Here is a 26243-nt window from a genome sequence, read left to right as displayed (position 1 = left end):
AAGAAAGGCTTCTGATGTCCGAGAACACCTATCAGTCGGCGATCCTCGCGTTCCTGCGGGAACAGTTCCCCGACGCCGTGGACGACGGCCCGATCACCGAGACCACTCCGCTGATGACGTCCGGGGTGCTCGACTCGCTGCGGATCGCGGTCCTCATGACCTTCATCCGGGACCGTCTCGGCCTGCTCGTGCCGCTCGAAAAGATCGACGCCGCGAACTTCGCGGACGTACGCTCGATCGCCGCGTTGCTCGACGAGGCCGACCCGGTTCCGGCGACGGGAGGCCGGCGGTGACCGCCGACTACGACGTCGTGGTCGTCGGCGGCGGGCCCGCGGGCTCCACGATGGCCTCCTACCTGGCTCAGGCCGGCATCTCGGTCGCCGTCATCGAGGGCGCCGTCTTCCCGCGCGAGCATGTCGGCGAGTCGCTCGTGCCCGCCACCACGCCGGTGCTCGTCGAGATCGGCGCGATCGGCCGGATCGACGAGGCGGACTTCCCGAAGAAGTACGGCGCCTCGTGGACGTCCGGGCTCTCGGGATACATCCCGTTGCTCGGACACGACGGGCTCAGCCACGGCTGGACCGCCGACGTCCAGTTCGTCGAGCGCAACCAGCCGGGCGTGGACCGCGACTACACGTTCCACGTCGACCGGGGGCGGTTCGACGCCATTCTGCTCAAGCACGCGCAGGAGAGCGGCGCGACCGTCTTCAACGGCATCCGGGTGCACCGGGTGGACTTCGACGACCCGGAGCTGGTCTCGGTCGAGTGCAGCGCCGGCCCGCGCCGGTTGACGTACACCGCCCGGATGGTGGTCGACGCGTCGGGCCGGCAGACGATGCTCGGCCGACAACTGCGCACGAAGGTCGCGGATCCGGTCTTCGACCAGTACGCCGTGCACAGCTGGTTCGAGGGGCTGGACCGCCGGGCCCTCGCGCCCACCGAGGCGCAGGCGGACCACATCTTCGTGCACTTCCTCCAGGTCAAGGACAGCTGGGTCTGGCAGATCCCGATCACCGACAAGGTCACCAGCGTCGGCGTGGTCAGCCAGAAGAGTCGCTTCCGCGAGTTCGGCGGCGACCAGGACGGCTTCTTCTGGGACATGGTGGCCAGCCGGCCCGACCTGCACGACGCGCTGAAGAACGCGCAGCAGGTCCGGCCGTTCAAGACCGAGGGCGACTACAGCTACTCCATGAAGCAGATCTGCGGCGACCGGTACGTGCTGGTCGGCGACGCGGCCCGGTTCGTCGATCCGATCTTCTCCAGCGGCGTCAGCGTGGCGTTGAACAGCGCCCGCATCGCGGCGCAGGACATCATCGCCGCGCACCAGGCGGGTGACTTCGGCAAGGAGCGGTTCGCCACGTACGAGAACAAGCTGCGCCGCGCCGTGAAGTACTGGTACGAGTTCATCTCCATCTACTACCGGCTGAACGTGCTCTTCACCGCGTTCGTCCAGGACCCGCGCTACCGTCTCGACGTGCTGAAGATGTTGCAGGGCGACGTCTACGACGGCGAGGAGCCCAAGGCGCTGGCCGCCATGCGCGAGGTGCTGGCCACCGTGGAGGGCAACCCCGACCACCTGTGGCACAAGTACCTCGGCACGCTGAAGGCGCCGACCGCGGCGCCGAGCTTCTGACCCACGCGGCGGGCCGGGCCGGGATTTCTTCCCGGCCCGGCCTTTTCGGTGCGTAGGCCGCGCAGATCAGGCGGCGAGTCGCGTCGCCAGGTGATCGGCGATCCCCGAGATGCTCGGCTTCTGCCAGAGCAGGGCGGTCGGCAGCGGCTGACCGAACCGCTTCTCCAGGCGCCGCCGGATGACGATGGTCATCACCGAGTCGAGGCCCTGTTCCAGGAGCGAGCGCCGGGGGTCGAGCGAGTCCACCGGCATCCGCATCTCGGCGGCGATGTCGCTGCTCACCTCGCCCAGGAGACGCTCGCGCAGCTCGCCGGCGTCGAGACCGGCGAGACCGAGGTCCTCCTCCGCGGCCGGACCGGCCGCCTCGGCGACGGCCACCTCGCTCAGCAGCGCGATCGGCTCGGTCACCTCCGCGCCCGGCAGCATCCGCAGGACCGGGTAGTGGCCCGGGCCGCGCTGCTGCGCGTGGTCCCACGCGGCGAACGCCTCGGCGGCGGAGATGGGCGCGGTGCCGCGGGACCGCAACTCCCGGTCGACGGTCTCGTTGACGGCCATGCCCTGGCCGCGCCACGACGTCCAGCCGAAGCTGAGCACGTCGCCGCGGTGGGTGGCGAGCGCGTCCAGGAACGCGTTGGCGGCGCCGTACGACGCCTGGCCCGGCAGGCCGAGCAGCTGGCCGCACGACGAGAACAGCACGAAGAAGTCGAGGCTGCCCGGCGGGAACGTCCGGTGCAGCGCCCAGGCGCCGTCCACCTTCGGGCGCAGCACGGTGCGCAGCGACGGCTCGTCGACCGAGTGCGCCATCCGGTTGTCGAGGACGCCCGCGGCGTGGACGACGCCGCAGATCGGGGGCATGCCGAGCGCGTCGGGGGCGAGGACCCGCGCCACCGCGGCGGCGTCGCCGACGTCCAGGCCGATCACCCTGACGGTGACACCCGACCCTTCCAGGTCTCGTACGCCGCGGATCCGCCGCGCCGTCTCCGTGTCCGTCGTCGTGTCCCAGTCGGCCCGGGCGGGCAACCCGGTCCGTCCCGCCAGCACGATGCGCCGCGCGCCCCGCTCGGCCAGCCACCGGGCGACGTCCAGGCCGAGCACGCCGAGGCCGCCGGTGACCAGATAGGTGCCGTCGGCCCGGCAGGCGAGCGGCCCGCCGGCCGGCTCGCGGTCCGTGCGCACCAGGCGGGCGGCCCGCGCGACGCCGTCGCGTACGGTCACGACGTCCTCGCGCCGCCTTCCGCGCAGCACGGCGAGCAGCGTGGCGATCTCCGCGGCGGGGTCGCCGGCGGGCAGGTCGACGATGCCGGCCCACTGCTCGCCGTACTCGCCGGCGAGCACCCGGCCGAGCCCCCATACCGGCGACTGGGCCAGCGCGGCCGGCGACCCGCTCTCCAGCACCCCGGTGGTGAGGCACCGGACGCGCCGGTCCCGCGCCAGCAGCCGCTGTGCGGTGCCGAGCAGCTCCCACGTGGCGCGGGCCGCCTCGTTCGGCAGATCGGCGGCGGCGCCCGGGACGGGACCGGCCACCAGGACCACGTCCGCCGACTTGCCGCCCGGCAGCACGGCGTCCTCCGGTGCCGTGTCGGCGACGTCGACCGTGACGCCCGCCGCGCGCAGCGGGCCGGCCAGTGCGCCGGTGCGATCCGGGTCGCCGACCAGCACCAGGGCGGGCACGGGGCCGGCGTCCTCGTCCGCCGTGAGCTCGCGCCAGCGCAGCTCGTGGACCAGTTCCCCGGGCGCGGCGGCGGCCAGCGTGTCGTCGTCGACGGCGGCGTAGGCGAGTCCGGTGATCTCGGCGCGACCGTCCGTGCCCGCGCCCTTGACACGCACGTCGAGGCGGTTCGGCGCGGACGGGTCGCGCACCACGTGGATGTCGGCGACGGCCGGCGGCGTGCCCGTCACCCGGACCCGGTCGGCGCCGGCCACCATGCGCAGCACGGGCTCGCCGGGCAGGGCGGTCGGCGCGACGGAGAACGCCGCGTCGAGCACCCCGGCCCACGAACTCGTGTCGGCGACGGTGACCCGGGCCCGCAGCGCGTCATCGCCGCGTAGCAGCTCCTCGACGTCCCAGTCGAAGGCCATCGTCGGCACGCCGACCCCGGCCAGGTACTCCCGGACGCCGCCCGGCGCTGCCGCCCGCCAGCGCGTCCGCGGCAGCGCCGCGGGCGGGGCCCCGTCGTCGAGGCCGGCGGTCGCCGTCGCGTGCACGAGCCAGACGCCGTCCTCGCCCGGTGACCGGGACACCAGCCGCAGGCCGGATCCGTCCCGGACCACCTGCACCTCGCGGCGTTCCTGAGCCACCAGTGGCAGCCGCAGGGACACCTCGGTCAGCACGGTGCGGTCCGCGCCGCCCGCGCCCAGGAACGTGGTCAGGTAGACGGCCGCCGGCGCGATCTCGACGCCGCCGATGGTGTGGCTGCCGGGATAGGGCCGGCTCTCCCGGTCGAGGTCGGTACGCCAGACCTCGATCTCGGACGGACCCGCCACCGTGGACGCGGCGCCCAGCAGCGTGTGCGACGCCGGGTCGTGCGGGCGCCGGCCGCCCGGGCCGGAGACGGCGGTGTCGTGCCAGTGGGGCCGGTGCTGCCACGGCATGCCGGGCAGGTCGACGTGGCCACCTGTCGGCTGCCGGCGATCCCAGTCGAGCGCGATGCCGTGGCAGTGCGCCAGACCGGCCGCGGCCAGCAGGGTGGCCTGCTCGGGCTGGTTGCGCCGCAGGGTGGTGCCGACGAACGCGTCCGGGGCGGCGGTCTCGCCGAGCGTCTCGCGGATCGAGTGGGCGACCACCGGGTGCGCCGAGACCTCCAGGAAGGCCCGGTAGCCGTCCTCGACGGCGGCCCGGACCGCGTCGGTCAGGCGTACGGGCTGACGCAGGTTGGTGGCCCAGTACGCGCCGTCCAGCGTCCCGGCGCCGCGGCTGTCGGTCAGCGCCGTGCTGTACATGGGCAGCCGGGGCTTGCCGGTGTCCAGGTCGTGCGCGGCGGCGGCGAGATCGGCGAGCAACGGGTCGGTCTGCGGGCTGTGGAACGCGACGTCCGAGGCGACCCGCCGGACGGTGACGTCATCGGCGCCCCACCGCTCGATCAGCTCCTCGACGGCCTCCGGCGCACCGGACACGACGGTGGAGAACGGTGACGCCGCGATGCCGGCGGCCACGTCGTCGCGTCCGCGCAGGCGTTCCTCGACCTCGGCGAACGGCAGGGCGACCATGGCCATCGCGCCCTGACCGGCGATGCGGCGCAGCAGCGTGGAGCGCCGGCAGCTGAGCCGCGCGCCGTCGTCGAGGCTGAGCGCACCGCTGGTGACGGCAGCCGCCAGCTCACCGACCGAGTGGCCGATGACGGCGTCCGGGCGTACCCCGTAGGAACGCCAGACCGCCGCCAGGCCGACCTGGACCGCGAAGATCATCGTCTGGATCCGGTCCACGCTCTCCAGGTCACCGTCGAGCAGCACCTGCCGCGGCGAGAAGCCGATCTCCGCCCGGAAGATCGGCTCCAGCCGGTCGATGACCTCGGCGAAGGCGGTCTCACTGACCAGCAGGTCGCGGCCCATCCCGGCCCACTGCGCGCCGTGGCCGGAGAAGACCATGACCAGGCCGCGTCCCGCATCGTCGGCGGGCGACCCGAGGACGGCATCCCGGTCCTGCTGACCCTCGGCGATCAGTCGCAGCCGTTCGACGAGCTCGTCGCGGCCGGTGGCCACGATCGCCGCCCGGTGCGCCAGGTGCGAGCGGCGTACGGCAAGGGTCCGGCCGACCGCGTCGAGCGGGAGCGTCTCGTCGCGGGTGAGCTGGTCGGCGAGCGCCGTCGCGCGCTGCGCCAGCGCCTGTGGTGAACCGGCCGACAGCGGATACAGCCGCGGCCCGGTCGCGTCCGGGGCGCCCGGGGCCGGGGCGTCCGTCCGCGCCGCGGCGTCGACCGGCGCCTGCTCCAGCACGACGTGCCCGATCGTGCCCCCGTATCCGAAGCCGGAGACGCCGCACCTGCGCGGCCCATCATGGTCCGGCCACGGCGTGGGCTCGGTGACCACGCGCAGCCCGGAGCCGCTCCAGTCGATCAGGGGATTGGGCTCGTGGAAGTTGAGGCTCGGCGGCAGCGTCCCGTGGTGCAGCGCCAGCGTCGCCTTGATCAGGCTGGCGATGCCCGCGCCGGCCTCCAGGTGGCCGATGTTGGGTTTGACCGAGCCGATCAGGCAGGGCTGCCCGGCCGGCCGGCCGCTGCCGTAGACGGCGCTCATCGCGCCCGCCTCCAGCGGGTCGCCCAGCCGGGTGCCGGTGCCGTGGGCCTCGACGTAGTCGACCGACGCGGGGTCCACCCCGGCGCGGCGGCACGCCTCGGCCAGCAGCCGGCGCTGGGCGTCGCCGTTGGGCGCCATGATTCCGCCGGTGCGGCCGTCCTGGTGGACCGCGCTGCCCCGGACCACCGCCAGGATCCGGTCGCCGTCGCGTTCCGCGTCGTCGAGCCGCTTGAGGACCAGGACGCCCCCGCCCTCACCCCGTCCGTACCCGTTGGCCTCGGCGTCGAACGGCTTGCAACGCCCGTCCGGCGCGGTCGCACCGGCGGCCTGCAAGGTGAGCGTCAGGCCGGGAGAGACGATCAGGTTGACGCCGCCGACCAGGGCGATCCGGCATTCGTCGTCGCGCAGCGCTTGGGCGGCCAGGTGGGTGGCGACCAGCGAGGCCGAGCACGCGGTGTCCACGGCGACGCTGGGCCCGTGCAGGTCGAGCGCGTACGAGATGCGGTTCGCCGCCGCGCACATGGCGCTGCCGATGCCCGTCCACGCCTCGATGGACGGCAGGTCCTCCAGCAGCCGGCGGCCGTAGTCGTCGGAGCCCACGCCGACGAAGACGCCGGTGTCTCCGCCGGCCAGCTCGTGCGGCGGGATGCCGGCGTGTTCCAGCGCCTCCCAGGTCACCTCCAGCAGGAGCCGCTGCTGTGGGTCCATGAGCTCGGCCTCGCGCGGCGAGAGCCCGAAGAACGCCGCGTCGAAGCCGTCGATGTCACGCAGAAAGCCGCCCGGAACGGCGGCTTGGCGGGCGGCGGTGGCGTGGTCCGGGCCGACGTCCTGATACGCCGCCCAGCGTTCGGTGGGCGGGTCGCCGATGCCGTCCCGGCCGTCGACCAGCAGCCGCCAGAAGTCGTCGACGCTGTGGACGTCGCCGGCGAACCGGCAGCCGGCGCCGATGACAGCGATCGGCGCGATGTCGGATGTCCCCATCAGTGTCTCCTCACTGTTCGAACCAGGGAGCGGGATGATCGATCCGCACCACGGCGCTGGACACCGTCACGCCCGGCCCGACGCCGAGCATGAGCAGGTGATCCCCGGGTTCGAGGGCGCCGGTGGCGAGGAGGTGGTCCAGGGCCACGATCTGGTCGCTGGCGCCCAGGTGGCCGAGGGTGCGGCCGTGGTCCCAGGTGGAGCGGGACATCGCCAGGCCGAGCGCGGCCATGCAGCGCTGTTCGACGATCTCCCGGGAGTAGTTCATGTACGCCACCCGCGTCACGTCGCCGATGTCGATGCCCGCCTCGTCGAGCGTCCGGTCGACCACGGCGAGCGTCTGGCGGTGGATGCCGACCAGGGCCGCGGTGCCGGTGCCGTCGGCCAGCACCTCCCGCTTGAAGTCGGCGTTGCGGGCGGCGAAGTCGAGGGACCGCCCGACGGTCGGGCCCGGCGGGAAGAGCGGCTCGTTGCCACGGTGCATCTTCTCGGCCCCGGGCACGGCGGCGCAGCAGACCGAGAGCAGCCGGGCGAACGAGGGCTCGGTGCTGAGCAGCACCGCGCTCGCCGCGTCACCCGCGACGTAGCCGGGCCCCATCCGCCACCTGTCGATCAGCGGGGTGCCGAAGTTGTCCGCCGCCACGAGCAGCGCCGCCCGGGCCCGGTCGGCGCCGTCGCCGAGGAATCCGGCGCCGAGTTGCAGGGCGCCGAACATGCCGTTGCAGCCCTGCCGCACCTCCATCGCGAGCAGGTCGCCGCCGAGCAGGTGCCGCTGCAGGTGGTACTGCGGCTGCCAGCCGTCCGGCCCCTGGTACCAGGAGTCGGCGTAGAGCAGGAGGCTGACGTCGGTGGGGGAGTGCCCGCCGCGCCCGAGCGCCTCGCGGGCGGCGTGCAGCGCCATCTCGGGCGCGGGCACGTCCCCGGCCACGGCGGCGCCGGCGAGCTGGTGCAGGCCGACCTCCTCGGCCGGGTACCGCCCGTCGGCGACCGCCTGCTCGATGGGTACGGTCGGGGGCACGTAGGTCCCGAGCCCCTTGATGAAGATGTCCGGCGTTCGCACGACCGCCGCGCTCCTTTCCGTTGTCCGCGGTGCTCAGGCCGCGTCGCGCAGCGCGCGCACCAGGCGGTCCAGCAGTTGCTCGGCCGCCCGCGGACGGAACAGTCCGGGCCGGTGGCCGAGCCGCAGGTGGATCCGCTCGCCCGGCACGACGACGAGCCGTACCGGGTAGTGGGTGTCGTCCACCACCTCGACGCCCGTCAGCCGCGGCTCGTCGAGCGCGGCGTCCCACACGGCGGGGTCGAACGAGTAGTTGACGAAGGTGATCGCGGTGTCGAACAGCTCACCGCTGAGCGGACTCTGCCGCTGGATCTCGCCCAGTCCCAGGTGGTGGTGGGCGATCAGGTCGGCCTGCTCGTTCTGGACGCGTTGGAGCAGGGCGCCGGCCGGCTCGCCGGCGCGCAGGCGCACGCGTACCGGAACGGTGTTGGTGAGCAGCCCGACGATGTTCTCGACGCCCGGCAACCGCGGTGGCCGGCCCGAGACGGAGGCGCCGAACACCACGTCGTCGCGCCCGGTGAGCTGGGACAGGACGGTCGCCCAGGCGACCTCGACGATCGTGTTCAGCGTGACGCCCAGGCCGTGGGCGCGGTCGGTGAGCGTGGCGCTCAGCGACTCGTCCAGGTCCCGGCGCAGTTGGGTCTGCGGGCCGGCGGCCGGCGGGGAACCCGGCGCGATGAGGGTCGCCGCGGTCAGGCCGTCCAGCGCCGCGCGCCACGCCCGGCGCGAGACCTCCGCGTCGGTGCCCGCGAGGTGGCGCAGATAGTCCCGGTACGGCGTGACCGGGCCGAGCGTCCCCCCGGCGTACGCGGTGAACAGCTCCCGCACCAGGATCGCGGTCGACCAGCCGTCCCACAGCACGTGGTGGGCGGTGAGCGTGAGCAGGTGCCGGTCGCCGAGCCGGATCAGGTGCAGGCGCAGCAGCGGCGGGCGGGTCAGGTCGAAGCCGCGTTCCCGCTCCGCCGCGGCCAGCCGGTCCGCCTCGGCCTCCGGGTCCGCTGCCCCGGACAGGTCGGTGTGGGCCCAGCCCGCCTCGCGTACGCCGGTGATGACCTGGACCGGCCCGGCGAAGCCGTCGTCGTAGCGGAACGCCGCCCGCAGGTTCTCGTGGCGGTCCAGCAGCGCGTCCGCGGCCGATCGCAGCCGGTCGGGGTCGACCCGCCCGGTCAGGTGGAAGCGGACCTGGGAGGTGTAGGCGTCCCGGCCGCCCTGGGCCACCAGATGCTGGAAGAGCAGGCCCTCCTGGAGCGGCGAGACCGGCAGGACCGCCGTCATTCCCGGATACGCGTCGGCCAGCGCCGCCCGCCGGCCGGCGTCCAGCCAGGGCAGGTCAGGCTCCGCCGGACCGGCCGGAGCCTCCGGTTCCGGGTCGATCCGCCGCACGGCCCGGGCGAGGCGTGCCACGGTGGCGTGCTGGAAGACGTCGCGGGCGCTGAACTCCAGGCCGCGTTCCGCCGCGTTGGCCACCAGCGGGAACACGCGGATGCTGTCGCCGCCGAGCTCGAAGAAGGAGTCGTCGACGCCGACCTCGCGCTGCCCGAGCGCCTCGGCGAACAGTTCGCACAGCACGCCCTCGACGGAGGTGGGGTCCGGCCGGTCTCCGCCGCCGGCCTGGAACACCGGTGCCGCGAGCGCCCTGCGGTCCACTTTGCCGTGGGGAGTCACCGGCAACTCGTCCAACAGGACCACCGCGGCCGGGACCATGTGCTCCGGCAGCCGGTCACCGGCGAAGCGGCGCAGCTGCGCGCCGGTCACCTGCGCGCCGTCGGCCGACCGGACGTAGCCGACGAGCATCCGGTGCCCCGGCTGGTCCTCGCGGAGCACGACCGCCACCGCGGCGACGGCGGGATGAGCCGCCAGCGCCGCCTCGACCTCGCCCGGTTCCACCCGGAAACCGCGAATCTTCACCTGGTCGTCGGTACGCCCGGAGAACTCCAGCAGGTCGTCGGCGCGCCGGCGCACCACGTCCCCGGTGCGGTACAGCCGCGATCCCGCCGGCCCGTACGGGTTGGGCACGAAGCGCTCGGCGGTCAGCATCGGCCGGCCGAGATAGCCGCGAGCCAGCCCGGCCCCGCCCAGGAAGAGCTCGCCCGCGACGCCCGGCGCGGTGAGGGTGAGCTGCGAGTCGAGGACCAGTGCCTGGGTGCCCCGAATCGGGTGACCGATCGGCGCGGGCGTCTGCACCGTGTCGAGCGGCGGGCTGACGGTGCTGGCCACGGCGGCCTCGGTCACGCCGTACACATTGGCCATCCGGCGGCCGGCGGCCCAGCGGCGGACCAGATCGTCACTGGGGGTTTCTCCACCGGTGATCAGTGAGACGAGTTCGGGCAGGTCGTCGCCGCGTAGCTGGGCCAGCATCACCGGCGGGATCGCGGCATGGGTGATCCGCTGTCGCCGCAGCAGGCCGACGAGCGGCTCGGCGTCGGCGGCCTGGTCGGGCTGCGGCAGCACCAGCCGTCCGCCGCGCACGAGCACCGGCCAGATGTCCCCGGTGGCGACGTCGAAGCTGGGCGAGGCGAACTGCAACGAGCGGCTGCCGGCGTCGAAGCCGAACCGGTCGGCGTGGTCGAGGACGAAGTTCAGCATGGCCCGACGCGACACGACCACCCCCTTGGGCGTGCCCGTCGATCCGGAGGTGTAGATGACGTACGCCGGATGGTCGGCCTCCGCGCCCGCCGGCGCGGCGTCCCCGGCGAACGCCTCGGCCTCGCTGAGCAGGATCGGCTCCGCGCCGTCCGGTACCGAGCCGGCCGTCTCCTCGGTGACCAGCACGTACCGCGGACGAAGGTCTTCGAGCATGAACCGGATCCGGCTCTCGGGATAGGCGACGTCGATCGGGGCGTAGGCCGCGCCGCTCCGCAGCACGCCCAGCATGGCGACGATCAGCCCGGGGGAGCGGGGAATCGCCAGCGCGACGAAGTCCTCCGGTCCGACCGCCCGGGCCGCGAGGCAGCGGGCCACGGCCGCGGCCCGCGCCGCCAGGTCGGTGTAGGTCACCTCTTCGTCGCCGTGCACCAACGCGACCGCGTCGGGCGTGGCGGACGCCTGCCGCTCCACCAGCTTCTCGACGGTGATCCGGCCGCTCAAGTCGCAGCGTTCCGGCGCCTGGGAGGCGGCCAGCACGGCCGCGCGCTCGTCCGGCGTCAGCACCTCGAGCCGGCCGACCGCCGTGTCCGGAGCGGTCAGGACGGCCCGGATGAAGGCGAGCGCCCGGTTCTTGTGCGCGAGCAGCCCCTGCTCGTCGTGGTGCTCGGGGTTCGCCTCGAACATCAGCGGCATCGGCCCGCCGGGCGTGCCGGAGATGGAGATCGAATAGTCGACGATCGGGCCCGAGGCCAGATTGTGGAAGGTCGCGGTCGCCGCGCCGAAGCTCAGCTCCTGCTCGTAGGGCATGAAGTTGACCATCGGGCCGAGGAAGGGGTTGGCGCTGCCGGTGAGACCCAGCGCCCGGCGGAGATCCTCGGCGCGGTAGCGCTCGTGTCGTAGCGCCCCGCCCACCTCGGCCGCCATCGCCGGGATCAGCTCGGTCAGGCTCTTCGCGGGGTCGACGTCGACGCGCAGCGCCACGGAGTTGGTGGCCATCCCCGGAACCAGGCGTGCCGCCGCGGTTCGCCGTCCGGCCACCGGCAGGCCCAGGATCACGTCCCGGCGGTCGGTGACGCGGTGCACGTACCCGGCGATCGCGGTCAGCAGGACCACCTGCCAGGTCGTGCCGTTGCGGCGGGCCACCTCGGAGAGCGCCGCGACGTCCCCGTCGCCCAGCCGGTCGGGGCTGCTCAGCCGTAGCGGTCGCGCGGGAGCGGCTGGTCGCCCGGGCATCCGCATCACCTCCGGCTGGTCACCGAGGCGGCCCACCCAGTAGTCGCGGTCGCGGGCGAACGCCGCCGAGTCGCGGTACGCGCGGTCCTGGCCGACCAGCAGCTCGATCGACCCCAGCGGCGGGCCGGACGCCTCGGCCCGCCGCTCGGGACCCGCCGCGAGAGCGGTGTAGACCTCGGCCAGCCGCCGCCCGAGCAGGAGCACGCCGTAGCCGTCGATGACGGCGTGGTGCAGGCGGTAGTAGAACCAGTGACGGTCCTCGGCAAGCGTGAGCAGCGCGGCCGAGACGAGGCCGCCCGCCGCCGGCTGGACCGCCCGGGTGAGGTCGGCGGTGGCCCAGCGACGCGCCGCGGCGGCCGGGTCCGCGGCCCCGCTCACGTCGTGGCACTCCAGTTCGGACAGTGGCTCGCTCGCGATGATCTGGAGCAGGTCGCCGTCGTTCTCGACGATCGCGGCCGTACGCACCGCGTCGGCCTCGCCGGCGACCTGCCGCCAGGCGTGACGCATCAGCCCGGCGTCGACAGGCCCGACGATGTCCAGGTATTCGGCGCAGTTCATCTGCTGGCCGGTCGGGTCCAGCCGGTGGGCGAACCAGACGCCCTGCTGCGCCGCGGAGAGCGGGATCCGGTGGGAAAGCTGGTCAGTCATGGCGCACCTCGGTTCCGGCCGTCCGGTACCCGCCGTCCAGGAAGATCAGGGGTGGGTCGTCACCATCGGCGACGTCGCACTCGAGCACGTCGGCGACGAGCAGGTCGTGGTCGCCGACCGGGTGGATCTGCGCGATCCGGCACTGGAACCAGGCCACGCAGCCGGGCACCAGCGGGGCCGGCTCGGTCGTCGTCAACGGCGGCAGGTGCGGCGGGAGGACGCCCCGCTCACGGGCCGCGAAGTGCTGCGCGTACTCGTGCTGGCTCTCGCGGAGGACGCTGATCCCGAGCAGGTCACCGGGCTCGATCAGGGCGCGCATCCGGCCGTACGCGGTGACCGAGAGGCCGACCAGCGGCGGTTCGAGCGACAGGGTCAGGAAGGAGTTGGCGGTCAGGGCATGCGAGTCCGCGCCGTGGCGGACGGCGGCGACCGTGACGCCGGTCGCGAACCGCCTGGCGCTACGCCGCAGGGACGATCCGATGCGTTGGTCGTGCAGGTTCGCGGTCATGACGGCCCCCCGCTCAGCGGGACATCGCGACGAGGACCCGCCGCTTGCCGGTGAACGGGCGGCGACCGTGCCCGACCAACACGTTGTCGATGAGCAGGACGTCACCGGCGTGCCAGTCGACGTCGACGGCCAGTTCCAGGCCACGGTCGCGGATCTGCTCGACGTACGGGTCGGGGATCGGCGAACCGTCGGCGAACGTGACCGACTGCGGCAGCTCGTCGGCCGGGACGACCCTCGCCAGCGCCGCGGCGGTCTCCGAGCCGAGCCCGGCCGCGTGCCACTGGTCGGCCTGGTTGAACCAGACGCGCGTGCCCGTGATCGGGTGCTCCGTGGTGGCCGGCCGGCGCTGGATCACCCGCAGGGAGCCGTCCTTGCGCCACTCCCACTCCGCCGCGGAGTCGCCGAGGAAGCCCTCGATGGCGTCGCGGTCGTCGGTCTCGAACGTCTCCTGCCAGCTCTTGCCGAGACCGCGGCCGCTGTGCAGGTTCTGCGTGTACCGGACCCCGTCGGCGAAGGCGTCGCGGACGTCGTCGTCGAGCGACTCGAGCCAGCGCTCGCCGTCGACCACCGGGGTGGCGCCGCCGGTCTCGGGAGCCTGCTGGCAGAAGAAGAGGAGGCGGGACGGCCAGGTGTGCCCGTACGACAGCTCGTTGTGCATCGAGATGGTGAATTCCGGCGGGTACTCGGTCGAGGTGTAGACGTTCTGGCCCACCTTCGTGCGCGGCGAGTTGCCGTGGACGTAGGCGAGCCGGTCCGGCAGCAGCGCGTCGATCACACCGGGCAGCTCGTCCGTCGTGGCCCGGAAGCCGCGGAACACCACGGCCTTCTCGCGAGCCAGCAGACCGGTGAGATCGGGTTCTCCCCGCACGTAGTCGATCAGGGCGCGGGGCTCGGCCTCGCAGCCGACGTCGTGCGGGGAGATCTCCAACGGAGTCCAGGTGCTGTCGACGGCCATCTGCGGGTCCTTCCAGGCGAGTCGGTCAGTGCCGACCCTCTGCCGCAGCCCTATATTTCGTCGGTATCCGACCTATCGGTCCGCCGCGCTGCCCACGCTCCGCTTGCCGGTCAGGATCGCCTGGTACGTGTACTGCATGGCCGCTCCCGGCTGGACGCCCAGTTCGTCGTCGAGGCACTGGCGTCCCTCGTGGAACACGGCGAACGCGTCGGCCCGCCGGTCGGACTGGTAGTGCGCCAGCATCAACTGGGCCCTGAGCCGTTCCCGCAGCGGGTACTGCCGCACCAGGCCGAGCAGTTCGGCGGTGACCTCTTCGTGGCGGTCGTTGGCCAGGTCGGCGTCGATCCGGTTCTCCAGGACGGTGAGCCGGGCCTCTTCCATGGCCGGGCGCTCCCGGTCGGAGAGCTGCTCCGTGACGTCGGTCATCGCCGGCCCGCGCCACAGGTCCAGCGCCTGGCGCAGCATCTCGCCCGCCTCCTGTGGCCGGTCCTCCCGCAGCGCGGCGGTTCCCTTCGCCGACAGGTCGGTGAACTCCTCGTAGTCGAAGCGGGTGCCCGGCATGTGCAGCGTGTAGCTGGCCCCCCGCCGCACGATCTGGATGGAGTCACGCAGCAGGCGTCGCAGCCGGGACGCGTAGGTGTAGATCTGGGCCTGGAACGTCTCGGGCGGATCCGCGCCCCACAGCAGCTCGCCGATCTGGTGGTCGGAGAGCGCCCGCCCGCGGGACAGCATGAGCGCGGCCATCAGGGTGCGCTGCTTCATGCCGTGGAGCGGCACCTCGTCGTCGTCGGTCCAGAGGCCGACCGGTCCTAGGATGCGGAACTGCATCGTCTGCCTTTCGTTCGACCCCGCGGCGCGGGAGCTTGGTGGGAGGCAGTTCCTGAGCGGACGACGCTCGTCACCGCCGGCGAGCCGGCGAGGGCGGCGCGACCGTCCGGCGCGCTCCACCCCGGCCTGGACCGGGACGGCGGCGCGGCTATCGCGCGAGGAGAGGGGCCGGACGAGGTGCACCCGCGGGGAGTTCCCAACGTGGGCCTGAGGAGCCGACTGTCCGGACAAGAATACAAATGCACGACGTCCCCCGTTGACTGCCGTGGTAGGTCACGAGCCGGTCGGACAGGGCATCTCCGGAGCAGATCTTTAAGGCGCTCCGCAGAACGATCCGCCGTCGGCCGCAACCACAAACAGGTGTCTTGTCTGCCTGCGATCTACCAGTCAATCACCGCTTACACGGAAGGTACACATCGCCTCACCGGAGAGGCAATCCGAGCGGAGGATTGCGCCCGGCACCGATCGCGTGCACTTGGCAGGCTCCCGCGACCTGTGTTAGTTGGCCGGGGTCGCACCCGCCGCCGATCAACGGGCTGTTGGTGGTCCCGATACCACGACCGCAGCCTGCTGCCGAACGGTTCCGGCGCAGGTCACGGTCGTCCGATCAGCACCGCCCCCGGGGGTGGGCCGAGTCGGGCGGATTCCGGCGGCGGCGCGGCTCGACCGCTCCGGAACGCTCCGTCATCACAGGGTTACGAGCGCGTTTCCGGAGGCAGGTTATGACGGATTTGTGCTGAATATTGCCACCGCTGCGTAGTCGTCAATCAGCAGACGTCGAAATTTATTTATCCGTCATGTAGCCTATTTCGGACAGCGCGTCGAGCCGCCGCGCTCACCTCGGAAGATGTGGCGGCAAGGCGGTGGAGTGTGCGCAATGATCTGACTTTCACCATGATCACGGCGATGACGAAAACGGTGGCGTAGGCCGGCGACGGCACGAAGGCGATGAGCAGAACCAGGCCCGCGTATTGACGGCCTTGGCCATCGGCGACCAGTTCCACCGGTAGCCGCCCCGGCGGACGAGGTAAAAGTAGTCGATACTCAGGATCGGCCGGTGCAAGAATCGGAGACCGCGCACGCGGTCCAGCACGTCGAACTGCACGAGAAATGGCAGGAGGGGACTGCCATTGATGGCCGCGCCTCGGTCGGCGCGAGGATGACAGCCACGCTCGACACTCGATCGGCGACGATGTCGAAGACGGCGCCGTGCCGGGTCTCCTGGCTCATCCGGCGGGCGGTCCGGCCGTCGGCGACGTCCCCGACCCGGTAGGCGACGGTCGCGGGCCAGCGTGAGCGGGGCTCTCGTCCGGGCGGTGGGTTCCGGCCCGGGGCGTCTAGGGGCGCGGCAGCCGTCGGACGACCACGAGCGAGGCCGCCTTCACCAGGACGACAGCGACGGCGAGAAGCGCCGGCCAGACCGGCGACGGCGTGACCACGGCGAGCACCACCAGGCCGCCGGTGTTCGCCGCCTTGGCCACCGGCGACCAGTTCCACCGGTAGACCCCACGGTGCACCAGGTGGAAGTAGTTGGGGCTCAGCACCGGCCACCGGAGGAACGACAGGCTGAGCACGAGATCGAGGACGAGGAACTGCGCGGCGAAGAGCGCGAGGGGCGCGGTCATCTCCGGAAAGCGGAGCATCAGGCCCGCGAGGCAGAGCGCGCAGCACAACCGGTCACAGGCGATGTCGAGAACGGCGCCGAACCGTGTCTCCTGCCCCAGCCTCCTGGCCGCCCAACCGTCCAGGATGTCGCCGCACCAGTAGGTGCCGACCGCCCAGGCGAGCAGCGGCCCACTCCCGGAGAAGATCGCGGTGACGGCCAGGAGGACGGCAACCACGGTGCGGACCACGGTGATCGTGTTGGGGACATTGATGATCGAGGTCGGGACGTCGCGAGCCCATCCGTGGCTGGCATCGAGCGCCACCGGCGACCGGGTCGGCTGTCCGTCCGTGGTGATCATAAAGATCTCCTCTCGGGCTAACGAGCATATCGGCCGACGCCTGGGTCGACGGGGACACCTGCAAGCTTTTCTTGGCGGCCAGCCGGGGCGGCGTCGGTCCGATCAGCGGACGGATGTCGTGCCTGCCGGGCGGGACGTGGACCAGCGTCGAAGGCGGCCGGCAGGCGGCGACCCGAACCGTCAGAGATGGAGCGACAGGCCGGCGAGAGCGGGGAGCAGTGCCACGACCATCATGCGGGCCGTGCGGCCGAGGAGGCAGGCGGAGGCGAAGACCGCCGTACGCATCTTGCCGGCGGCAGCGGTGAAGGTCATCACGATGAGCGGTGGTGCGCCGGTGAAGGCGCTCACGAACAGCAGGAGCGGGCCGGTGATCCGGTGACGATCACCCGAAACCACCGTGACCAGCCTGTCCGCCATCCGACGCAACCGGCCGGGGTGCCGGCTCGCGGAGTCGCCGCGCCGGGCCACGAGGGCCCGCTTCCTGGCGAGCCAGTGACGCAGCATCGGTGACCGCAGTGTCCCGCGGGCGGTCAGGAAGATCGTCAGCTTGCCCACGCTCTGACCGAGGGCCGCCGCGGCAGCCAGCAGCGCGGGGTTGGTCGTCGTCGTGGCGACCAGCCCGACGAGGTACGGCTCGGCGGGCACGACGGGAAGGAAGGCCGAGACGAAGCCGACTCCCACGGTGCCCAGCACCTCGGGAATCACGCTGACTCAGGGATGTCGCGGCGTAGCGGTCGGGACTCCATGGAGGTCGGCACCACCCTGGCTTCAGTGACGGACCGGCGCCGCCACGAATGGACTCCCGGGGAGCAGATCGCGCGCGGGGCGTCGCGAGCACCGGGACGGTCGTGAGGACCATTGTCGGGCACGGGCGCGTGACGCGCGGGGACCTGACGCGGCCCGTGGGGGAGCGGGCGGGTCGGGTCCGTCGACATAGGCCGGCTATAGATGTCGCCCATACCCTCGCCTCGCGCGCACGACTGTCGGTCGAGAGAGAGGGCACATGATGGACGCGTTGAGGACGCGGGTGGGACGTGCCACGACTGCGCTGGCCGGCGCGGCCCTCCTGGCGATCGCGCCCGGCACGGTCGCGGTGGCGGCTGCGGCGCCTGTCGCGGTGGCGGGGGGAGGGTGTAACGAGCTGGAGATCTGGGGGTACGGGGACGGCTACGGGTTGACGCCCGGGACGACGGTGACCATCACGGTCGAGGTCTGGCAGATGTCCGACCTGGAGTCCGAGAGCCGTACCCAGACCGTGGCCCCCGACGGCACCATCGCCGGGCACTCGTTCTGGACCGAGGACATCATCGCCTTCGCCACCGCGAGGGCGACCATCCGCAACGGTGCGGGGACGGTGCTCGCGGTGAGCCCGGAGGTGTCCATTGGCTGTCCCCCCTGGTAGCTCCCCGGCTCGTGTTCCGGGCCGGGGAGCTACCGGGCGACCACGGGTTCTCCGTCACGGTCGGGTCTCGGCGAGGTCGCGGCCGGCGGTTACCCGAGTTCCCCGCGGCCAGGTCCACGCGGCGCGCAGGATGACGGCCAGGAGCAGGAGTTCGAGCCCGATGGAGAGGCCGTAGAAGGAGAGGTACGTCCAGGACTCGCCGGCCGCGTTGTATACCGAGACGGGGACGTAGAGCGTCGCCACGACGAGGTTGACGGCGCGGTTGACCCGGGCGGGGAGGGACGTGGAGAGCAGGATCATGAGGATCGGGACGGCCACGAGTGTGAGCGCGAGGGCGACGAAGGTGGGGCCGGTGTCGAACTCGTGCACGACGCCGCCCCGGATGTCCTCGATGAAGCCGGGCTTGTACAGGGCGAGGTAGTCGACGTAGATGTAGAGGAACATGAAGCTGGTCCAGGCCGCGGCGAGCTTCGCCTGGACCGGGAGGCGCGGCTCCCGGAGCGCGTCGGCTGGCCTGTCGGTTCTGATCATCACGTCTCCTGGGTGCTGGTGTCAGCCGGGTCGGCTCACTCGACGTCTTCACTATGAGCAGCGCTGACGGCCGCCACATCGGCTCGCGGGCTCGCGCTGTCCCGGTCCCCGGCACGGCAGAGCCGCCGTACTTTCGGCTGATTCGCCCGAGCGGTGACCCTCCTACGTTGTCCGGGAGGGGGAAGCATGGTTGCTGGGATCTGGGCTGAGCCGCGCCCCGCGCGCCCGCCGGCGCGGGTCTGGCGGGACTGGGCGTTGTCCTCGGCTCTCGTCGCGATCTCGCTCGTCGAGATGCTGCTGCGCGACGACCGGGCCTGGGCGCCGCTGCTGGTCGGTGTCAGCGTCGTGGTCGCTGCGTGCCTGCTCTGGCGACGCACGCGACCGCTGGCCGCGGTCGCCGTCGCCTTCGGAACCGTTCTCGCGTTCGACGTCGCGAGGATCGCGGTCATCGACGCCACCGGTCTGCTGGGCATCGCGGGGCTGCTGGTGCTGCCCTACGCCCTGCTGCGCTGGGGGGCAGGTCGAGAGGCCGCACTCGGACTCGGCATCATCCTCGTCTGGCTGCCCGTCACCCTCGTCGTGGACCCGACCACACCCGCGGAGAAGATCGCCGGTTACGGGTTCTTCCTGTTCTCGGCCGCCCTCGGCGCGGCGGTGCGCTACCGCGCCAGAAGCCACGACCGCGACATCGAGCAGGTGCGCCTCCGTCAGCGCAACGAACTCGCCCGCGAGCTGCACGACACGGTCGGCCACCGGGTCCTGGCCATCGCCGTCCAGGCGCAGGCGGGTCGCGCGTTGTCCGCCGCGGATCCGAAGCGCGCGTTGGCCACCCTGGTCACGATCGAGGAGGAGGCGTCCCGGACGCTCCGGGAGATGCGGGCCCTCGTGGGGGTGCTGCGCGACGGAACGGACGCCGAGCTCGCCCCCCGGCGAGGGCTTGCGGACGTCGAACGACTCGCTCGTCCCGGCGGCGAGGTGTTGGGCGTCCGCGTGCGGGTCTCCGGCGACGTCGAGACCGTGGAGCCGGCGGTCGGCGCCGCGGTCTACCTGATCGCCGCCGAGGCGGTCACCAACGCGACCCGCCACGCCTCCGGCGCCACCGGGGTCACCGTCGACGTCACCGCATCCCGCGGCCAGGTGCACCTGCGGGTGCATGACGACGGTACGGCGACCACGACCAGTTCCCCGCACGCCGGCTACGGGCTGCGCGGCATGGCCGAGCGGGCGAGCCTGCTCGGCGGCGCCCTCCGGGCGGGACCCGACCCGGACGGCGGCTGGAGCGTCGACGCCTCGCTGCCCCGGACGGCGCGGGCGTCATGACCGTCCGCGTGCTGGTCGCTGACGACCAGGACATCGTCCGGGCCGGGCTCTGCATGATCCTGGACGCCCAGCCGGGCATCACCGTCGTCGGTGAGGCCGCCGACGGCCGCCGGGCGATCGCCCTGGCCCGCTCGCTGCGCCCCGATGTGTGCCTGCTGGACATCCGCATGCCCGAGGTCGACGGGATCGAGGCCACCCGCCGACTCGCCGGCGCCGACGTCGCCGATCCGCTGCCCGTCGTCGTCATCACCACCTTCGACCTCGACGAGTACGTCTACGGCGCGCTGAAGGCAGGCGCCCGAGGCTTCCTCCTCAAGGACGCCGGCGCCGAGATGCTCGCCCAGGCCGTCCACGCCGCCGCCCGCGGCGACGCCCTGATCGCCCCGAACGTCACCGCGAGACTGCTGTCCTCCTTCGCGAACAGCCGTCCGCGCCCGGTGCCGCCCGAGCCGGTCGAGCCGCTGACCGCTCGCGAGGAGCAGGTTCTGCTGGCTGCCGCTCGCGGGCGGACCAACAGCGAGATCGGCGACGAGCTGGCCATCAGCCTCAGTACCGTCAAGACCCACATCGCCGCCCTGATGCGCAAGCTTAACGCCCGCAACCGCGTCGAGATCGTCATGTGGGCCTACGAGACACGCCGCGTCGGCGCCTGATCGGCGCCCGCGTGCGCGAACCCGAGAGCGGGAGCGCCGGGGGCCGGGCGAGGAACCCACCTCGGACGGGACCGGAACCCCCGCCGGTCGGCGGGGGTTCCGGCACGCGGATCAGATCAACTCAACGGGACCTGGCGGGCGAGCGCCGCACCGCCGCTTTCGAAGGCGGCCAGGACGGAGGTGGGCTTGCCACCGGTCACCGGCACCAGGACGGTGACCGGGCGTCCGGGACGGAGCCGCACCGTACGCTCGCCGAGCGACCGGTCGCCGTCGTAGGTGTGCAGGTACGCCGTGCCGGCGCGGTCGGCCCGGACGGTCACCCGCACGCCGCCGGCCACCTGTCGTTGGCCGGTCAGCCGCAGCGCCCGTTCGGGCAGCCGGGCCACGGCGGCCGGCGCGACGCCGTCCACCGCCGACTGCGCGATGGTCTGCGCGCTGTGCACGCTGCGCGCGGCGGTGTCCGGGAAGACCGGGGCGGTGGGCTGCCGGTCCACCGGCGTGAGGCCGGGCAGGGTGACCAGCCCGTACCGGTACGGGTCGGCGCGGACGCCGGTGAACGTGGACCAGCCGAGCCGGGACTGGGAGCTGAGGTCCTGGGTGTCCGAGTCGTAGACCAGCACGTTGAAGCCCATGTGCGTCGGGTCGATCGCGTCGGGCAGCACCGCGAACGGGATGCGGGCCTCGATGGTGTAACCGGTGTACGGGGCGGTGACCGTGCTGACCACGGTCATGCCGGGGGCGGTCGTGGCGCCCGGTCCCTGCCGGTTGTCGGCGTCCCGCTGCCAGCACGGCGGGTCGCCGTTGGCGGGGTCGTCGGTGACCGGGAAGATGCCCGCCTTGAACACGGTGGAGGTGTCCGTCGAGTTCCCCTCGGGGTCGACGATGATCTCGACGCTGTCGGTACGCCGCTGCCGCTTGCAGTCCTGGGGCACCACCTTCTTGCCGAGGACGTCATCGGTGACCCGCACGAAGACGAGGAGGGCGTCGTCGGTCCAGGCGATCCGCCCGGTGGCCGAGGCGTCCTGCGGCGTGGTGGCCTGGCCCTCCCAGACGCGGGACAGGTCCAGCTCCTCGCCCGGGTACTCGCCGGGGCCGGCCACGCCGTCGACGGCGTGGTTCTGCCCGGCGCGCGGGACCACGCTGGTCGGCACGATCTCCAGCGCGCCGGTCTCCACCGTGCTGCCGGTGCCGCTGGTGGTGGTGATGGTGAATCCGTAGTCGCCGCCGTCGCCGCCCTCGTTGGCGGTCGGCAGGCCGGTGTCGCTGTTGGTGACGGTGAAGGTGACCGCGCCGGTGGCGCCCGGCGCCAGGCCGGGGTAGCTCTTCGTCGCCGCGTCCGCCGTGAAGCCGGCCGGCAGGCCGAGGGCCACGGTGCCGCTCTGCGTCGTCGTGCCGTGGTTGCGCAGGTCGATCCGGACGGTCCGGCTCTTACCCGAGCCGATGGTCAGCACCGGCTTGATCAGGGTGTCCAGTTGCGGGTAGCCGCTGTCGCCGGCCCAGCTCCGGAACAGCCCGACCTCGGGCAGCGGCTCCAGGGTGCCGCGCACGTCGGCGACCACCCGGACGGCGCGGTCGGTTCGGCCGGCGCCCTGGCCGGTGGTGAGCGACGCGCCGAGCAGGTGCTGGGCGTTGGTGCCGGCGCCGGCGGGGACGGTCACGGTGAAGGTGGCCGTGCGCTCCTTGCCGGCCGGTACCGCGCCGCGGATCGTGCCGGAGCCGCCGGCGGTCCAGCCCTCGGGCAGCCGCAGCGCGACTCGGGGCGCGGTCAGCGCCCGGTTGCGGGGCGCCCGGACGTGGGCGGTGACCGTGACGCGCTGCCCGGGGGCGAGGTCGAACCGGTCGGCGGTCAACTGGAACTCGGTGCCGCGGGGCAGCCCGCCGGTGGCCGGGGGCAGCACCGACCCGCGCAGGATCGCCTCCGGCGAGGTGTCCGACGGGTCGTACGGGACGCGGCTGTCGACCAGGGTGTAGAAGTCGCAGCGGATCGCGGCGGGGTCGGTGGGGGCGGCGGCGGTGCCCGCCCAGCCCTGGGTGACGTACTCCCGGCGGGCGTCGACCTCGATCTCGGCCCAGGTCCGGCCGTCCGCGGCGCGAGCGCCCTCCCAGACGCCGAACACCTGGTCGGTCGGGACGGTCGGCACGAAGCTGGAGGCGCACCGCGGCCCGGCCGTCGAGGTGCCGGTGCCGCCGGTACGCAGCAGCTTGGCCGCCCGGAACGGCGTGAGCCCCTCCCGGGTGAGCTGCTCGGGGAAGGCCCTGGGGTCGGCGGCGGCGTGGAACGCCTCGGCGGCGAACCGGGCGGCCTGCTGGTGGTTGCCGTGGTTGCCGGGGGTGGGGGACGGGTTCATCGTCATCAGGATCTCGGGCCGGGTCTGCCGGATCACCCGGACGATCTGGCCCAGGGTCTCGTCGTGGCCCCAGATCTGTTCCGACAGGGGTGCCGAGGCCGTGTACCAGAAGTCGACGCGGTCGAGGTTGTAGAGGTTCTCCACCCCGGCCTTGCCGATCGCGGTGCGCTCCTCGCGCTCCCGGATGATGCCCAGCGGTGGTCCCTCCTCCAGGCCGACGGCGTTACCCCCGCCCTCGCCGCGGGTGATGGTGACGACGCCGGCCTTGGTGCCGTACTTCTCCTTCCACTGGCCGAGGGTGGCGAGGCTGCCGGCCTCGTCGTCGGGGTGCGCGCTGACGAAGAGCACGTCCAGGTCGACCGCGTCGGTCGGGCGGGCGGTGGCGGGTGCGGCGTGGGCGACGACCGGTGTCCCGGACAGGGCCAGGGCGAGCGCCGTGGGTAGCAGGAACGCCTTGATGCGCATGCAGATCCTTTCGCGTGCGGCGAGGTCCGCGCAGCGGCCGACGACGTCGGGCGCGGCTGCGCCGACGTCGGGGTCGCCGGTGGACGGTAGGTGGGCCCGCCAACGGCGGCAGGCCGGAGTGGAGGCATGGGACGGAATGCCAGCAGCACGGCGGTCCGTACACACTGGAAGGCCTTCGCCGGAGACGCTAGGGACCGGCGCGTCGGCGCGTCAATGCTTTGCAAGGACTTTCTTAATTTCCAGAAGAAAACAAGTTGCCGCTCAGTCGCGGATTGTGAGACGCGGTCCGTGACGCCAAGCTCAGGTGCCCCGAACCTGGCATCGGCGACGTTTTCGCTGCCAAGGGCGCTTCGGATACGGGCCGCATCAACCGTTCGGCCACTTGACTGCTTAGTTCGTTCGCCGTATGAAGTAACCATGATTGATCGGTTGACGCCCCGCGAACACGACTGGCGGTAGCGTGCCGCCCGGCGACTCCTCGGGGGTGTTCGGTGCGGTCACCTGTCGGCGTCGCGGTCCGATCGGATCGCGTGACCGGTGAACCGAAGGTCGTCCCCGACCGTCGTAGGCGCAGTCCCGCCTGTCGTAGGGCGGGTCCGGCGAGTGGTGGAGGGGTCGAATGCAGATGTGGCAGCGGGGCGGCGCGCACCGGGCGGTGCGCGCCGTGGTGGTCCTCGGCGCGGTCGGGGCCGTGCTCGGCGCGGGTCTGGCCGTGGTGCCCACCGCGCGGGCCAGTGCCCACCCGACCATCGTCGGCGCCGGTGGCAGATGCGTCGACGTGGCGTGGACCCAGAGCGCCAACGGCACGCCGATCCAGCTCGCGGACTGCAACGGCACGGTGGCTCAGGACTGGTTCCACGACGGTTCGGGGTCGGTGCGGGCGCTGGGAAAGTGCCTCGACGTGGCGGGCGGCGACCGGGCGGACGGCACGCGCATCCAGTTGTTCGACTGCAACGGCACCGGCGCGCAGCAGTGGCGGTTCACCGACGGGCAACTGGTCAACACCGGCTCCGGCAAGTGCCTCGACGCCCCCGGCGACGCCGACGGCACGCACCTGCGGCTGTGGACCTGCACCGGCGGCCCGAACCAGCGGTGGAGCGTGCCGGGCGCACCGCGTCCGGCCGGCGCGGCGGGAAAGAAGGGCGTGAGCACGTGGGCCTTCCCCCGGGTCGCCGACGGCGTCCACGCGGTGGGGGCCGACTGGTACTACGACTGGTCCGCGAACCCGGACGACGTCCCGGCGCAGGCGGAGTTCGTACCGATGATCTGGGGAGCCGGCGCGGTCAACGACGGCGACCTCGACAGCGCGCGGCGCTCCGGCACCACGCTGCTCGGTTTCAACGAGCCCGACCTGCCGCAACAGGCGAACATGAGCGTCGAGCAGGCGCTGGCGCTGTGGCCGCGGCTCGAACGGACCGGCATGCGCCTGGGCAGTCCCGCCGTCGCCTTCGGCGGCGAGGTCCCCGGCGGATGGCTGGACCGCTTCCTGAGCGGGGCGCGTCAGCGCGGCATGCGGGTGGACTTCATCGCCCTGCACTGGTACGGCTCGGACTTCGGCCCCGCCGCCCCGCAACACCTGATGAACTACGTGCAGGCGGTGCGCGAGCGCTACGGGCTGCCCGTGTGGGTCACCGAGTTCAGCCTGACCAACTTCACCGGTCATCCGCGCTACCCGAGCGCCGGGCAGTTGAGCGAGTTCGTCCGCGAGGCCACCGCCCGGCTCCAGGCGACCCCGTACGTGGAGCGCTACGCGTTGTTCGCGCTGCCCGCCTCGGGGGAGGCGGCGGCACTCGGGCTGTATCGCGAGGACGGCGTCCTGACTCCGGCCGGGGACGCGTACCGCGGGTCGTGAGCAGCCCGCAACGATGAGGGCGACCTGCTCCTCGGGACCTGGGCGGCGGCCGTGACCGGCGCTCAGGTCCCGCGGGGTGATGCCGGGCGGCGATGCCGGGCGGCGTGCGCGCGAGCGGGCCGGGTGTCGTGAGGCGCGAGCGTCGCTGCCCGTGACGGGCGGGCTCAGGCCAGCGGGTCGGCGGTCTGCTCGGTCCCGGTGGCTTCCTCGCCCTCGGCGGCGAGGGTGGTCTCCAGCCAGCTCGCGATCAGCTCGGCGACGGTGTCCGGCGGCGGCATGGCGATGCCGATCGCGTTCTCCCGCTGCCACAGTTCGAAGATCACGCGATCCTGCGGCTCCACCACCGTGTGCCCCTCGTCGCGCAACGCCTCGACGTGTCGCTGGGTGACCCGCTTGACCCACATGGAGCGGTTCATGCTGGGGAAGAAGAGCGACGGGCGGTCGCTGGCCAGCAACGCGGTCTGCGCCGGCGTGCCGGCCAGGCCGAGGGCCGTCGCGGCGAGCATGTTGGCCGTCGCCGGCAGCACCACCAGGCCGACGGAACGCTTCGCGAACTCGGTCGGATTCAGCCCCGGATCGGCGCTGGTCCAGACCTCGTCGGCGTACCAGGCGGCCACCTGGGGCGGCACGAAACGTTCGGCGCTCGCCGTGAGCAGCACCCGCAATGGCAGGTCGATCTCCTGGCGCAGCCAGGACAGGTAACCCGAGGTCGCCATCGCGGCGCTCGAGCCGCTGACGATCACCGACAGTGCGTCATCTCGCATGGCGACAGCGTGGCGTGCCGACCCGGTCCCGGACATGGGGGAGCGGCCCCGTCTTCGCGCCCCCGCCCGCCGGGAGTTTGGGGGCCGTTCCCCATGCCGTCCGGACCGGCCGGGTGGCAGGTTCTTCCCCAGGCCCCGGCCGGCCAGCCACCCGACGCCCGTCCGAGGAGGTGAACGTCATGAAGAAGATCACGATCCGCAAGACCGGTTCCATCAAGCTCACCACGTCTGCGCCGCTGTACTGCACGGACTGCTGCTGACCGGTCCGGCCGCCCCGACGCC

At 72.8% G+C, this 26243-nt stretch carries 18 protein-coding genes; 6 read left to right on the top strand and 12 right to left on the bottom strand.

Annotated features, from left to right (window positions below; translation table 11 throughout):
- Nucleotides 1–14: 14 nt before the first annotated feature.
- Nucleotides 15–293: an acyl carrier protein gene (locus ACIA6B_RS14985; protein ID WP_396773644.1), complete on the top strand. Its 279-nt coding sequence runs from the start codon at nucleotides 15–17 to the stop codon at nucleotides 291–293.
- Nucleotides 290–1633 (top strand): NAD(P)/FAD-dependent oxidoreductase, encoded by a 1344-nt coding sequence (locus tag ACIA6B_RS14980; RefSeq protein WP_396773643.1) that lies wholly within the window; start codon nucleotides 290–292, stop codon nucleotides 1631–1633. Before ACIA6B_RS14985 ends, ACIA6B_RS14980 begins: the two co-directional genes overlap by 4 nt.
- 66 nt (nucleotides 1634–1699) lie before the next feature.
- Here ACIA6B_RS14980 and ACIA6B_RS14975 read toward each other — a convergent pair whose 3' ends face one another.
- The 9 genes from ACIA6B_RS14975 to ACIA6B_RS14935 form a co-directional block, all read right to left on the bottom strand.
- A complete protein-coding gene (locus ACIA6B_RS14975; protein WP_396773642.1) occupies nucleotides 1700–6847 on the bottom strand; it encodes a type I polyketide synthase in 5148 nt (1715 codons plus the stop codon).
- A gap of 10 nt (nucleotides 6848–6857) precedes the next feature.
- On the bottom strand, nucleotides 6858–7907 hold the full coding sequence (locus ACIA6B_RS14970) for a ketoacyl-ACP synthase III family protein (RefSeq protein WP_396773641.1): 1050 nt from the start codon (nucleotides 7905–7907) through the stop codon (nucleotides 6858–6860).
- A 33-nt stretch (nucleotides 7908–7940) separates the two neighbouring features.
- On the bottom strand, nucleotides 7941–12371 hold the full coding sequence (locus ACIA6B_RS14965) for an amino acid adenylation domain-containing protein (protein WP_396773640.1): 4431 nt from the start codon (nucleotides 12369–12371) through the stop codon (nucleotides 7941–7943).
- Complete coding sequence (locus ACIA6B_RS14960) at nucleotides 12364–12879, bottom strand: flavin reductase family protein (protein ID WP_396773639.1); 516 nt, start codon at nucleotides 12877–12879, stop codon at nucleotides 12364–12366. Before ACIA6B_RS14960 ends, ACIA6B_RS14965 begins: the two co-directional genes overlap by 8 nt.
- Nucleotides 12880–12892: 13 nt before the next feature.
- A complete protein-coding gene (locus ACIA6B_RS14955) occupies nucleotides 12893–13834 on the bottom strand; it encodes a TauD/TfdA family dioxygenase (protein WP_396773637.1) in 942 nt (313 codons plus the stop codon).
- A 72-nt stretch (nucleotides 13835–13906) separates the two neighbouring features.
- On the bottom strand, nucleotides 13907–14662 hold the full coding sequence (locus ACIA6B_RS14950; RefSeq protein WP_396773635.1) for a BTAD domain-containing putative transcriptional regulator: 756 nt from the start codon (nucleotides 14660–14662) through the stop codon (nucleotides 13907–13909).
- 1044 nt (nucleotides 14663–15706) lie between these two features.
- Entirely contained in the window at nucleotides 15707–16081 is a 375-nt protein-coding gene (locus ACIA6B_RS14945; protein ID WP_396773675.1) for a CDP-alcohol phosphatidyltransferase family protein, read from the bottom strand.
- Nucleotides 16000–16542 carry a CDP-alcohol phosphatidyltransferase family protein gene (locus ACIA6B_RS14940; protein ID WP_396773674.1) on the bottom strand — a complete coding sequence of 181 codons (543 nt, stop codon included), beginning with the start codon at nucleotides 16540–16542 and terminating at the stop codon, nucleotides 16000–16002. Before ACIA6B_RS14940 ends, ACIA6B_RS14945 begins: the two co-directional genes overlap by 82 nt.
- 264 nt (nucleotides 16543–16806) lie before the next feature.
- On the bottom strand, nucleotides 16807–17319 hold the full coding sequence (locus ACIA6B_RS14935) for a hypothetical protein (protein ID WP_396773634.1): 513 nt from the start codon (nucleotides 17317–17319) through the stop codon (nucleotides 16807–16809).
- Nucleotides 17320–17653: 334 nt separating this feature from the next.
- On the opposite strand from ACIA6B_RS14935, the gene ACIA6B_RS14930 reads away from it, so the two are divergent.
- Entirely contained in the window at nucleotides 17654–18028 is a 375-nt protein-coding gene (locus ACIA6B_RS14930; protein ID WP_396773632.1) for a hypothetical protein, read from the top strand.
- 54 nt (nucleotides 18029–18082) lie between these two features.
- Here the strand turns inward: ACIA6B_RS14930 and ACIA6B_RS14925 are convergent, their stop codons facing one another.
- Complete coding sequence (locus ACIA6B_RS14925; RefSeq protein WP_396773631.1) at nucleotides 18083–18559, bottom strand: DUF6326 family protein; 477 nt, start codon at nucleotides 18557–18559, stop codon at nucleotides 18083–18085.
- 186 nt (nucleotides 18560–18745) lie between these two features.
- Here ACIA6B_RS14925 and ACIA6B_RS14920 point away from each other — a divergent pair, with 186 nt between their 5' ends.
- Nucleotides 18746–19879 carry a sensor histidine kinase gene (locus ACIA6B_RS14920; RefSeq protein WP_396773629.1) on the top strand — a complete coding sequence of 378 codons (1134 nt, stop codon included), beginning with the start codon at nucleotides 18746–18748 and terminating at the stop codon, nucleotides 19877–19879.
- The gene (locus tag ACIA6B_RS14915) at nucleotides 19876–20532 is read left to right on the top strand and encodes a response regulator (RefSeq protein WP_396773627.1); all 657 of its coding nucleotides are present in this window, start codon (nucleotides 19876–19878) and stop codon (nucleotides 20530–20532) included. The genes ACIA6B_RS14920 and ACIA6B_RS14915 overlap by 4 nt, the downstream gene beginning before the upstream one ends.
- Before the next feature lie 116 nt (nucleotides 20533–20648).
- Here ACIA6B_RS14915 and ACIA6B_RS14910 read toward each other — a convergent pair whose 3' ends face one another.
- Nucleotides 20649–23345 (bottom strand): sugar-binding protein, encoded by a 2697-nt coding sequence (locus ACIA6B_RS14910; RefSeq protein ID WP_396773626.1) that lies wholly within the window; start codon nucleotides 23343–23345, stop codon nucleotides 20649–20651.
- A gap of 619 nt (nucleotides 23346–23964) precedes the next feature.
- Here ACIA6B_RS14910 and ACIA6B_RS14905 point away from each other — a divergent pair.
- Complete coding sequence (locus ACIA6B_RS14905; protein WP_396773622.1) at nucleotides 23965–25197, top strand: glycoside hydrolase family protein; 1233 nt, start codon at nucleotides 23965–23967, stop codon at nucleotides 25195–25197.
- A 164-nt stretch (nucleotides 25198–25361) separates the two neighbouring features.
- Here the strand turns inward: ACIA6B_RS14905 and ACIA6B_RS14900 are convergent, their stop codons facing one another.
- Nucleotides 25362–25961 carry a flavoprotein gene (locus ACIA6B_RS14900; protein WP_396773621.1) on the bottom strand — a complete coding sequence of 200 codons (600 nt, stop codon included), beginning with the start codon at nucleotides 25959–25961 and terminating at the stop codon, nucleotides 25362–25364.
- Nucleotides 25962–26243: the final 282 nt, after the last annotated feature.

The organism is Micromonospora sp. NPDC051141 (assembly GCF_044455765.1).
GTDB lineage: Bacteria > Actinomycetota > Actinomycetes > Mycobacteriales > Micromonosporaceae > Micromonospora.
The sequence above is the reverse complement of the archived record's forward strand: the minus strand, read 5'-3'. Positions and strand labels throughout refer to the sequence as shown.